The sequence below is a fragment of the Mucilaginibacter sp. P4_A11 genome, assembly GCF_056402535.1.
Map to the genome: position 1 here is coordinate 52,131 of NZ_JBFUHE010000014.1, position 12,402 is coordinate 64,532.

Genomic DNA, 12,402 nt, shown 5'->3' on the forward strand with positions numbered 1-12,402 from the left:
ACCTGCATCACGAAAAATAAACTTGATCACATGTCTGCCTTAAAAAACTCAATTATAAGTATATCCATTCTGCTGATTCTTTCCGGTTGCAGTGTTAAGCACTATACTATCGGGATGAGTGAAAGCGAGTTTAAAAATTCCGAAAAATACAATCTGGAATTAGTTGAAGAAACTTCGCAACACGCGGTTTATAGGCGAATAGCTGCGGCAGATTCGCAAATGAAACCATTATCATATCATTACTATTATTTTAACAGTGGTACTTTGGTGAGGACAGAACTTGTCGAAACTCCTAAACCAGGTATAGTGTTATTGGGCAAGTAAATTAAAACTGCACGCCCCAGCGTTCCTCAATCCCTAATCCAAACAGGGCAAAATCATATTTCACCGGATCGTTCGGGTCAAATTCACGGAGCCTTTCGGTCAGTTCAATTGCGGTTTGCCAGTCAGTTTGTTTGCGGGTGATGAGATTGAGTTTGCGCGATACCCTGTCGACATGCAAATCAAGTGGGCAGATCAGGTCGGCAGGTTTGATGCGGTTCCAGATACCGAAATCAACACCATTATCGTCTTTACGTACCATCCAGCGTAAAAACATATTCAGGCGCTTACAGGTTGATTTTTGCGACGGCGATGAAACGTGCTTTTTTGTGCGATGCGGAAAATCAGGTAAAGAAAAAAAGTATGAGCGAAAGTGATTGAGATATGCTTCAACACCATGCTCCTTTTGCTCCCCCTTCAGTGGGCCGGAGGGCATCGGCACAAATGCATCTTCCAACGATTCAAACCGTTCGTAATGCTGCCTGAAAAAACCAATAAAGTAAAGCGTATCTACATCATTGAAAGTGCGGTGCTTAAACTGGAGCAGCTTTTTAAGATCGGGTTCTTCGTGATTAATAATGAAATCATAAGGCGCACCGTCCATTAAGGCGATGAGCTCCTTACATTTCTTGATGATGGTAACCCGCTGTCCCCAGGCTAAAGTAGCGGCCCAGAAGCCCATGATCTCAATATCCTGCTTCCCGCTAAAAATATGCGGGATAGTCACCGGGTCATTCTCAATAAACTCAGGGCGATTATATTGGGCAACTTTAGCATCGAGGAAAGCTTTGAGATTTTCGGTCATGGGTATTTACAAAACGTCATTGCGAGGTACGAAGCAATCCCAAACTATACAGAGCGGCTCTGCTTGTCGGAGATTGCTTCGTACCTCGCAATGACGGTATAATTATTAAATTAACGTTAGCTAAGTGCCTGCTTAATATCCTCCAGCAAATCCTCAATATCCTCTACCCCTACGCTCAACCGCAGCAGGTTGTCAACCACACCGGCCTTTTCACGCTCAGCTTTAGGGATTGAGCCATGGGTCATGCTTACAGGGTGATTGATCAGCGATTCAACACCACCTAATGATTCGGCCAGTGAAAATACTTTAAATGATGATGCAATCCGGAACGTTTCCTGCAGATCGGCGCCTTTAAGCACAATACTGATCATACCGCCGAAATCGCGCATTTGTTTTTTGGCAATATCATGATTAGGATGATCGGTAAAGCCCGGCCAGTAGATCTTTTCAACTTTGGGATGATCTTTTAAGAACTCGGCTATCTGCCTGCCATTCTCGCAATGCGCTTTCATGCGCAGGTGCAGGGTCTTTATACCACGCAGCACCAGGAAGCTGTCCATTGGCCCAGGTGTAGCACCACAGGCATTATAAATAAACCAAAGCTTTTTGTACAGCTCCTCGTCGTTCAACATTAAGGCCCCCATTACCACGTCGCTATGGCCACCGATGTATTTGGTTACGGAGTGCATCACGATGTCTGCTCCCAGGTCAATTGGGTTTTGCAGGTATGGCGATGCAAAAGTATTATCCACTACAAAAAGCAGGTTCTTTTCTTTGGTGATCTTACCTATGGCTTCTACATCAACAATGCGCATGGTTGGATTGGTAGGCGTTTCTATCCAAACCAGCTTGGTTTTGTCATTCACATGGGCACGCACAAGCTCCGGATCAGACAGATCAAGGAAATGAAACTTGATGCCATAGTTAGCAAAGATCTTGGTAAAGATCCGGTACGAACCACCGTAAAGGTCGTTCCCGGTAATTACCTCGTCGCCGGGTGCAAGCAGCTTCATCACTGCGTCAGTAGCGCCCATGCCGCTTGAAAAGGCCAAGCCGAACTTCGCATTTTCCAAAGCAGCCAAACAATCCTCAAGCGCTTTACGGGTCGGGTTGGTACCACGCGAGTACTCATACCCCTTGTTATCCCCCGGCGATTTTTGCCAGTAGGTTGAAGTCTGATATATCGGCGTCATGATAGCGCCGGTTGTTGGATCGGGCTCCTGCCCTGCGTGTATTGCTTTAGTTGCGAATTTCATAGATAGTGAGTGGTTGATTGGGTTGATTAGATGAGTGGTTTGCTTTTGGTGAATGGTTGATTGAGTTGATTAGGTGAGTGGTTTGCCTCTCCCCTATTAACTACCCTCCTAATAAACCACTCTCCATTCACTCCCCTTCAACTTTCTCCCTTTTTTGTCTTTAAATATTGAATATAACCGTTTTTTAACTTCAGGCAACTATCGTATTCTGTCTGAAACTGTTGCAATACTTCGTTTGTAATAATCCCTTCATCCAACGCTACGATCAAATGGTCGAGTGTTTCAGTTAACGAACCTCGGGCCATTATACAAAACCGAATATTGTCCTGATAATGAAACCTGCCATGCCCTTCGGCTAAATTATTGCCTATAGAACGAGAAGAACGAACAATTTGATCTGTCAGCCTGTACTTTTCTTCAAGAGGAAATTCTTTTACAAGCCCGGAAACAATATTCCTAATCTTTCTTGCTTGCTTCCATGTTTCAAGATCCGTGAATGAAGCCATTATTAGTGAATGATTGTTTAGGTTGATCCGTCGATAAAGTTATGAAGAAATATTAACCCCCATCAAGAGAACTTCAATACAAACCACTCACCTAATCAACTCAATCAACCATTCACCCAAACCTAATATGCTCTTGCGAAAAGCACCCGCTGCGTTGAAGGTTTCCCCGTTAGGATACACTTTCCTTCTTCCTGTTTATTATCCAAAGGTATGCAACGGATTGTCGCCTTAGTTTCCTCTTTTATTTTTTGTTCAGTTTCGGATGTGCCGTCCCAGTGAGCGCTCAGGAAACCCGGTTGCTCGTCTAACAGGCGTTTAAACTCATCCCAGGTATCAACCTCGGTGGTATTTTCAGCACGGAAATCGAACGCTTTTTTGTAGATATTATTTTGGATCTCTTCAAGCAGGCTTTCTATTTTACTGGCAAGGCCGTCCTGGGTAGTTGTTTCCTTGGTTTTAGTATCACGACGGGCCAGTTCTACCGTACCGTTCTGCATATCGCGGCTGCCTATGGCTACGCGCAATGGTACGCCTTTCAGTTCGTATTCAGCAAATTTAGCTCCCGGGCGATGGGTATCGCGGTTGTCAAACTTAACTGAAATGCCTTTAGCCTTAAGTTCTTTTTTTAACGAATCAACGTATGCGCTGATATTATCCAGTTCTTCCTGATGCTTGTAAATCGGCACAACTACTACCTGTATAGGTGCCAGTTTAGGAGGCAACACTAAACCTGCGTCATCGCTATGAGCCATGATCAGTGCTCCAATCAAACGAGTTGAAACACCCCATGAAGTGGCCCAAACGTGCTCAATTTTATTTTCTTTATTGGTAAACTTTACGTCGAAAGCCTTGGCAAAATTCTGCCCCAAAAAGTGTGATGTACCGGCTTGTAAAGCTTTACCGTCCTGCATCAATGCCTCAATACAATAGGTATCCAAAGCACCTGCAAAACGCTCATTAGCTGTCTTGCGGCCTTTTACTACCGGTAGCGCCATCCAGTTTTCGGCAAAATTGGCATATACGTTCAGCATTTGCTCGGTTTCGGCGATAGCCTCATCAGCTGTTGCGTGAGCAGTATGACCTTCCTGCCATAAAAATTCGCTGGTACGCAAAAACAAACGGGTACGCATTTCCCAACGCATTACGTTGGCCCACTGGTTAACCAGGATAGGCAAATCGCGGTATGATTGGATCCAGCCTTTATAGGTGTTCCAGATAATGGTTTCGGATGTTGGGCGGATGATCAGCTCTTCTTCCAACTTGGCTTCCTCATCCACAATAATATTTCCGTCACCATCATTTTTAAGGCGGTAATGGGTTACAACGGCACATTCCTTGGCAAATCCATCAACATGGCTGGCTTCTTTACTAAAGAACGACTTGGGTATTAAAAGCGGGAAATAGGCATTGCTGTGGCCGGTATCTTTAAACATCTCGTCAAGCACCGCCTGGATCTTTTCCCATATCGAATAGCCGTACGGTTTAATGATCATACAGCCTCTAACCGGCGAATACTCGGCCATGTCAGATTTAATTACTAAGTCGTTAAACCATTGCGAATAATCTTCGTCTTTACTAATAACACCTTTGCTCATATTGATTGGATAGAATTTGGACTTGTGTAATTGTTGTATATTGCTGCCAAATTTATAAATTTAAAACTTATTTGACCTTGCACTTTTTACTTACCTGCATATGAAACGGAACATCGTGATAGGAATGTTTATTATCGGTGCCATGGCGCTGAGTTCCTGCTCTACAACCAAGCTTGCATCAAACCAAAGTAATGACGACGTTTATTTTTCTGACGCGCGCGCGGCTGATGAGCCCGTTTACGCGCAGCAGCCTGCCTACAACCAAACCCCGGTTGCCCAGGAGGATACTTACAGCGATGACGACGATGATTACTTTTATTACGATGATTACTCTTCGCGTATAAACCGTTTCAGTTACTTTTCTCCTTTTGGTTATTACGATGATTTTTATTCGGCTTATAACAACTACTCCTATTATAACTACGGATTGAGCTATGGCGGTTTGGGCTACTATGGGGGCGGTTACGGATATGGTGGTGGCTGGGGGTTAGGCTACGGCGGTTATTATGGTGGCCTTGGCTTGGGATTAGGTTATGGATACGGCGGTTACTACGGCGGCGGTTACGGGTATGGTGGATACGGATATGGCGGGGGAGCTTATTATAACGGGGGCAGCTACTATGCCGGCAGTACGTCAGGCACACCACGCCCTTACCGAGGCAACGGCAACCCGTTTGCAGGCAGCGGCCGCCCGGTTAGCAGTGCCGTTTCAGGTATAGGTTACGTTCCGGGAGGCCGTAACAGGCCAATAGGCAGCAGGACAAACACTTATAGTACGGGCAACAATAACGCGAATAATAGCTATAATAACAACAATGGTACCCGTTATGCACGTCCTGCCCGTACAGATGCAGCACCAACACGTGATGCACAACCGGTTTACAGACAGCCACAGGTTGAACGTACATCGCAACAGCAACCATCATATACGCCATCATCAAGCTCAAGCAGCGGCAGTTCGCGCAGTACCGGCAGCAGCAGTGGCGGAGGTGGCGGCAGACCATCAAGACCTTAAACCTAAATCTTATATCTTTTACCTGAATTTTATGAAAATCAAGTATTTACTAAGCGTAATTGCTATAGTAGCGATTACTAAAGATAGCTTTGCGCAATACTCACAGGATGCCATCAGGTTTTCCACCTTCCAAACCGGATCAACATCACGTATCAAGGCTATCGGCAACGCAGGTACAGCCATAGGCGGCGATCTGAGCTCGGTAAGCGGTAACCCGGCAGGTTTGGGCTTTTTCACCCACTCGGAGGTGAGCATTACCCCCGAGTATGATAACTCAAAAATAAGCTCCAGCTTTTTTGGTCAGGCAGGCAGCGCAAACCGTAACGATGTAAACATGAGCAACGCCGCTATCGTGTTTTATCAGCAGCTTAGCAGCGGCAGGCGCGACAAAAGCAAAGGCTGGTTAAGTATCAATTATGGCGCAGGCTACAGCCGTACCAATAATTTTTATGAAAACGTGGGTTACGGCGGTACAAACCAAACAAGCTCTATTTCTGATTATTATGCCGGTATAGCCAAACGCGAAGTATCCCAATACGGCAGCGTCAATCCCAACGGGCTTGACGGCTGGGCATATGACCATATATTGATCGATAATTTTGGCTCTGCTTCAGATCCAAACTCTTATTCAAGCACCGTGAACGTTCCGGTAAGGCAGTTGGCAGGTATTACCCGTACCGGCGGTCAGTCGGAATTTAACCTTTCATTTGGTGCCAATTATAGCAATAAGCTTTATGTAGGTTTAGGTTTGGCTATTACCGATATCCGGTATAACTCGCATTCCCGGTTTACAGAAAACGGTAATGCTATAATTAGCAACGGCGGTAACCCTACCGATTTTTCATCAACATTTGCTCAGGATCAAAGCACTAAAGGCTCAGGTTTTAACGCCAAATTAGGTATTATATATAAACCGGTACAGGCCGTACGATTGGGCTTTGTATTCACTTCACCAACGTTTTATAACATTGACGATTCATACACCGAGGGACTTGCCACACAATATACCGGCGGAAATAGCTATCGCAATGTATCCGATCAATATCAGTTAAGCTATAACCTGCGCACTCCGCTAAAACTGGCAGGTGGTGCAGCAGTATTTATAGATAAATACGGCTTTATCAGCGGCGATGTTGAATATATTGATTATACCACCACACACTTAAGCAGCAATGACAGCTATACTGCCGATGGCGATAACAGCGATATCAAATCACTTTACCGTTCAACAGTGAACCTGCACGTTGGTGCCGAAATAAATGTAAACAGCCTGGTTTATCTTCGCGGAGGTTACAGCCAGCAGGGCAACCCGATGAAAGATCTGGGTAGCGATATTAAAACAGTGAGCGGCGGTATAGGCGTGCACTTTGGCGCTTATTTTATTGATGCAACTTACGCAAGGGCAACCGGTAACCAAACTATTTTCCCTTATGATGTAGGCGCAACAAGTCCGTTTGCCGATTTGAAGAAAACAAACAACAACGCGTTCCTTACCTTAGGGTACCGCTTTTAACCGTTGAGTCTTTTTTATTGATTACGCTGATTGCGTTGATCTGTTCAGCCTCTCTTTTCGTTATGAAAAGACAGGCTGTTTCATTTAAGCACCATCGTTGCGCCGTTGTTGGTATTGTCACCAACGATAGCGACAAAGTCAAAATGTGCTATTATCTGCGAAATCAACGTAATCAAATAAATCAGTGGTCAAAATCAACGCAATCAAAACAAATCAACGGTCAAAATAGCTAACTTGCCCTTCATAATTTAAATTGACCATGAACAAAAACCTACTAAAAAGTACAGGTATTTTAGTGCTGCTGACCGGTATCTGCTTTAACGCAGTTGCCCAGCAATCGGCCGAAACAAAAGCCTGGGTAGCCAAATCAAACGAGTACACTAAAATCATCATTGATCTGGACAAAAAATACTCGCCCGAGTATGGCTCATCACAAGGCCTGGCAGAATATGATAGTGACATTGCAGTACCTACATTGCAAACTATATTGGCCGAACGTAAGGATGAAGAAGCTGTTGTTGCCAAACTTACCGAAGCCCTTAAAACTGAAAAAAACACTTTTATCCAGCAGGATATCAATATCATTATAACCCATCTTAAATTAGGCTTTCGCCAGCAGGACTTTGAGCTGAGCCGCCAGGTGCCATTTTTAAATGCTTCATCAACTATTTACAGCGGACTGGAAACATTGCTTGATGACCAAACGCCCGAGGCCCGCCGCCAGGCAGCCGTAATGCGCATTCGTAAATATGCAGGATTGGAGAAAGGATATAAACCTTTGGCAACTATTTACAGGGAACGTGTACAGCACCAGATGGCAGGCAAAAACATGATCTATCCGTCAAAACAGCGCATGGAAACCGATCTGTCACGCAATGCAAGCATCGTAAGCGGCATTGCCGAGCTTTGCACCAAATACAAGGTGACCGGCTGGGAACAACCTTACGCTACGCTTAAAAAACAACTGGAAGATTATGATCAATGGGTAAAAGCAAACGTGCTGGTAAAAGCCCGTACGGATTTCCGCCTGCCGCCCGAAGAGTATGCTATGAATTTAGAAGCCTACGGCATTGATATCCCACTGGCAAAAGTAGCTGAAATGGCCCATGCGCTGTTCAACCAGATTCAGGAGGAAATGAAACCCATTGCCGAGCAGATAGCAAAAAAACGCAATCTACCATCAAGTGATTATCGTGCTGTGATCCGCGAGCTTAAAAAAGAGCAGATCCATGGCGATTCTATTATCCCACTTTATGAGCAACATCTAAAAGATATTGAAGGAATCATCCGTGAGCACCAACTGGTAACACTGCCAAGCCGCCCGGCTATTATCCGTTTAGCATCGGCTGCCGAAACCGCACAAAGCCCTGCCCCGCACATGGTACCGCCGCCATTCCTGAACAATACCGGTCAGCGCGGTGTATTTGTGCTACCGTTGAATATGCCTGCATCGCCGGGTGAAAAAGCTACCGATAAATATGACGACTTCACTTTCGATGCCGCATCATGGACTATCATAGCTCACGAAGCAAGGCCAGGGCACGAGCTACAGTTTGACAAAATGGTGGAAGAAGGGGTATCGCAAGCCCGTGCACTATATGCCTTTAACTCAACCAACGTAGAAGGCTGGGGATTATATTCTGAATACATTACCCGCCCCTACATGCCGTTGGAAGGTCAGCTGGTATCGTTGGATTACCGTTTGTTAAGAGCTGCCCGCGCTTTCCTTGATCCTGAATTGCAAGCCGGTAAAATAACCCAGCAGCAGGCACTTGATGTATTAATGAACGATGTGGTACAATCGCGCGCATTTGCCCGCCAGGAAGTTGAGCGTTATACCATTAACGCCCCAGGCCAGGCTAACAGTTATTTTTATGGCTTTACTAAGATGATAGCGCTGCGCAAGGACACTGAAGCCGCATTAGGCAGTAAGTTTAACGCTTTGCATTTCCATGATTTCATCTTATCGCAAGGTATTTTGCCACCGGCATTGATCCGCGAAGCAGTAATGAATGATTTTGTGCCGAAGGAGAAGGCTTTGTAAGTTGGACTTTAGATAGCTCCTTCAGGCGTCACAAATACTCACCGTCATTGCGAGGTACGAAGCAATCCCCTATTTGCAGGTCCGCCCTGTATAGTTCGCGATTGCTTCGTACCTCGCAATGACGGTTATTAATTATTTCTTAGCCTGCTTTAACAGCCATTGCGCTATATCATTCACCGCCTTGTCATTCTCATACCCCGCAGGCAACCTGCCGTTTACATATTCATTGTAAAGCCACGGATCTCCAACAGCTATAACCGTTCCTTTGCCATATTTGGCAGATGCTATAATAGTTGCACCTTCTTTGTTTTTAAGTACAGGTACAGCAGTCCCTATTAAACCTATTGAACAGGCATCCTTCATAAAAACTTTGGTCGCTGTTTTTAGTACAGGGTTATTTTTTACATACATGGCTCCATCTTCAAAATGGGCATCATCAATTACATGGTTTTGCAAATCGTTATTGAAGTGCATCCCGAATTTAGCAGCAAGGTTATTGAAATGCGGCAGCTCTACGTTCACACTGTCGTTCGCCATCATCAATAAAACACCACCCTTTTTCACCCATGCGCTTATCTGCTCAATATCATCCTCCTGGATATAATTAGGGTTTGGACTTTCCTTTTTCGTATCCGGATCAACTATGATATAAACAGACGATCCTTTCAGGTTATCCAAAGTTGGTGCTGTACCAAGCGTATCCAGCTTAGCACCGCGACTTGTAAAAGCCTCGCCAAAGATCTTGAAACCGTTATTATCCGTTTCATCCCAAAGGTAATGGAACCGTTCCGGTTGCCCGCTTGCCCCTTTATGTACTTCGTGATTGAAATAATAATCGAGGGTTACGGTTTGAGCGTTTGCGGCAAAGCCAACAAGGGAGAACAGGGTTATTAATGATGATCTTAGTTTCATAGTAGGTTTATTATTTAGTTAGCTTCTGGTCAATGTTATCACCACAGACTTAACTTTTCTATCTATTTTCCCGGTGTTCAGTTTTTTTAGGTGTAAACACTTGCACTTATTTTCAAAAAAAACAACATTAATAATCAACAAGTTAACTTTAGTAAAAACTACCTCTTTAGCAAAAATAAACACATATCCATTGATAATCAATAAGTTAATTTTTCGCGAGATCAAAAACTGAACACCCTGTTTTTTGAAAAACTGAACACTTGTGTTTGGGTTCGGTTTCGCAGCTTGTTCACGTCCCCTCAGGGTCTCTCGCAGAGGACCCTGAGGTTCACTGCATTCTAAATATCTACCGGGATACTCAGAACAGCGAATCAGCTTGGCGTATACCTCAGGGTCCTCTGCGAGAGACCCTGATGAGACGTTAAAATGATATTTGCCCCTTTGTCATGCTGAGGTACGAAGCATCTTCTTCGCCCTCTATAGCGACCATGCTTGTTGAAGAGGATCCTTCGTACCTCAGGATGACAGTTTTTTTGTAAATTATATCATCGGTAACTTGTTTCAGCACCCCACTTGCTAAGTCTGACGATAACCTTGCATGTGGGGTCCCGAAACAAGTTCGGGATGACGACGTTTTTATTTCCCTACACTCCCCCAAAAATCGAGAACCCGCCATCAACGCAGATCATCGAACCGGTTACAAATGCGGAGGCATCGCTTAACAACCATACCAATGCGCCTTTAAGCTCATCAGCATGACCAAAGCGTTTAAATGGTGTTTGTTTAATTACCAGCTCGCCCCTTTGGGTATAACCGCCTTCGGGTTTGGTGAGCAGGTTGCGGTTTTGTTCGGTAAGGAAAAAGCCAGGGGCCAATGCATTCATCCTGATGCTATCGCCGTAACGATTAGCCAATTCAACCGCAAACCATTGATTGTAGCAATCAACAGCTGCCTTGCCCATATTATAACCAAGTACTTTGGTTATGGCCCTTTTGCTGTTCATTGAAGATATATTAACAATACTGCCTTTACCTGTTTGAGCAATGGCTTCGCCGAAGACCTGCGTAGGAATCAATGTCCCCCAAAGGTTCAGGTCCATCACTTTTTTCATCCCGTCGATGTTCATTTTAAAAATATCCTCATCGGGCTGTAAAACACCTTCGGGCATGTTGCCCCCAGCACCGTTCACCAGGCCATCTATCCTGCCGAAAGCTGCTAACAACTTATCTTTGGCTGCCACCAGTTCGACCTCGTTCATTACATCGGCAACCAGCGCTATGGCTTTACCGCCGGCTTCATTTATTGCGTTTGCGCGTTCTTCGGCTACCTGGGCGTTACGACCAAGGATGCCTACCGCACCACCGGCCTCAACAATGCCGTCAATAAATGCTTTGCCTAATATGCCTGTTCCGCCGGTTACTACAATTACTTTACCCGCTAATGAAAATTGATTATCCACTTATTTATGTTTTCTGTTGATGTATGATTATTTCAGATCAGTTATCGCTATCGCGTCCATATCGGTATAGTCGAGGTTTTCTCCGGCCATACCCCAAATAAAGCTGTAATTTGATGTACCACTCCCCGAATGAATACTCCATGGCGGCGACACCACGGCATCGTAATTATCCATGGTGATATGCCTTGTCTCCTGCCCCTCGCCCATATAGTGGAAGATCTTTTGACCTGCTGGCACATCGAAATAGAAATAAGCCTCCATACGCCTGTCGTGCACGTGGGCTGGCATGGTGTTCCAAACGCTGCCTTCGTGCAGTATGGTTAAGCCCATCACCAGCTGGCAGCTGCGTACACCTTCCAGGTGGATATATTTATTAATGGTGCGTTTGTTTGCTGTTGCTACCGAACCCAGCTCAACTTTAACCGCATCAGCATGGGTAAGCAGGGTTGTTGGGTATACCGCATGCGCCGGCGAGGAGAGCAGATAAAATACAGCAGGTACCGAGGGATCGGCACTTTCAAAAGTTACCGTTTTAGTTCCTTTACCAATGTAAAGACAATCCAGCTTGTTCACTTCAAAAGCTTGTCCGTCGGCTTTTACTACGCCAGCGCCGGCCACGTTAATGATCCCGATCTCACGGCGTTCTAAAAAATAATCGGCACGCAGATTTGGGTAGTTTGGTAATTCGAGTGTTTTGCTTACCGGGTTAGCCATGCCAACAATCATCCTGTCGTAATGCGTATAGGTGCAATTGATCTCGTCAGGCTGTACCTGTTTATCAATCAAAAACCGCTCGCGTATGGTGGTGGTATCGTAGCTTTTAAAATCCGTAGGATGTACGCTGTGTATTGTTTTCAAAGCAAATGTTATTTTAGAAATCTATGGTTAATAAATACAATTCTACAACCTTAAAAAATATTAAAAAAGGTATTCAGGCCTTATTTTCACTTCAACGTTATAGTTTATCTACCTACC

General features: G+C 44.9%; 11 protein-coding genes. 4 read left to right on the forward strand and 7 right to left on the reverse strand.

Features of this window, described 5'->3' with window-relative positions:
* The first annotated feature begins 30 nt into the window (after positions 1 to 30).
* A complete protein-coding gene (locus AC1DUD_RS23625) occupies positions 31 to 324 on the forward strand; it encodes a hypothetical protein (RefSeq protein ID WP_477378990.1) in 294 nt (97 codons plus the stop codon).
* 1 nt (position 325) lies between these two features.
* Here AC1DUD_RS23625 and AC1DUD_RS23630 read toward each other — a convergent pair whose 3' ends face one another.
* The 4 genes from AC1DUD_RS23630 to proS form a co-directional block, all read right to left on the reverse strand.
* Entirely contained in the window at positions 326 to 1,126 is an 801-nt protein-coding gene (locus AC1DUD_RS23630) for a TIGR02757 family protein (RefSeq protein ID WP_477378992.1), read from the reverse strand.
* A gap of 116 nt (positions 1,127 to 1,242) precedes the next feature.
* Positions 1,243 to 2,382, reverse strand: a complete 1,140-nt coding sequence (locus AC1DUD_RS23635; protein WP_121230793.1) for a cystathionine gamma-synthase — start codon at positions 2,380 to 2,382, stop codon at positions 1,243 to 1,245.
* 137 nt (positions 2,383 to 2,519) lie between these two features.
* Entirely contained in the window at positions 2,520 to 2,888 is a 369-nt protein-coding gene (locus AC1DUD_RS23640) for a four helix bundle protein (protein WP_477378995.1), read from the reverse strand.
* Between the two features lie 122 nt (positions 2,889 to 3,010).
* Positions 3,011 to 4,483: a proline--tRNA ligase gene (gene proS, locus AC1DUD_RS23645; RefSeq protein WP_477378997.1), complete on the reverse strand. Its 1,473-nt coding sequence runs from the start codon at positions 4,481 to 4,483 to the stop codon at positions 3,011 to 3,013.
* 100 nt (positions 4,484 to 4,583) lie between these two features.
* Between proS and AC1DUD_RS23650 the strand changes: the two genes are divergently transcribed.
* From AC1DUD_RS23650 to AC1DUD_RS23660, 3 genes are all read left to right on the forward strand, one after another.
* The gene (locus AC1DUD_RS23650) at positions 4,584 to 5,498 is read left to right on the forward strand and encodes a hypothetical protein (RefSeq protein WP_477378999.1); all 915 of its coding nucleotides are present in this window, start codon (positions 4,584 to 4,586) and stop codon (positions 5,496 to 5,498) included.
* Positions 5,499 to 5,529: 31 nt separating this feature from the next.
* Positions 5,530 to 7,011: an OmpP1/FadL family transporter gene (locus tag AC1DUD_RS23655; protein ID WP_477379001.1), complete on the forward strand. Its 1,482-nt coding sequence runs from the start codon at positions 5,530 to 5,532 to the stop codon at positions 7,009 to 7,011.
* A 259-nt stretch (positions 7,012 to 7,270) separates the two neighbouring features.
* Entirely contained in the window at positions 7,271 to 9,055 is a 1,785-nt protein-coding gene (locus AC1DUD_RS23660; protein WP_477379003.1) for a DUF885 domain-containing protein, read from the forward strand.
* Between the two features lie 132 nt (positions 9,056 to 9,187).
* Here AC1DUD_RS23660 and AC1DUD_RS23665 read toward each other — a convergent pair whose 3' ends face one another.
* From AC1DUD_RS23665 to kduI, 3 genes are all read right to left on the reverse strand, one after another.
* Positions 9,188 to 9,967, reverse strand: a complete 780-nt coding sequence (locus tag AC1DUD_RS23665; RefSeq protein WP_477379005.1) for a DUF4350 domain-containing protein — start codon at positions 9,965 to 9,967, stop codon at positions 9,188 to 9,190.
* 644 nt (positions 9,968 to 10,611) lie between these two features.
* Positions 10,612 to 11,427 carry an SDR family oxidoreductase gene (locus AC1DUD_RS23670; protein WP_477379007.1) on the reverse strand — a complete coding sequence of 272 codons (816 nt, stop codon included), beginning with the start codon at positions 11,425 to 11,427 and terminating at the stop codon, positions 10,612 to 10,614.
* A 27-nt stretch (positions 11,428 to 11,454) separates the two neighbouring features.
* On the reverse strand, positions 11,455 to 12,285 hold the full coding sequence (gene kduI / locus AC1DUD_RS23675) for a 5-dehydro-4-deoxy-D-glucuronate isomerase (protein ID WP_477379009.1): 831 nt from the start codon (positions 12,283 to 12,285) through the stop codon (positions 11,455 to 11,457).
* Positions 12,286 to 12,402: the final 117 nt, after the last annotated feature.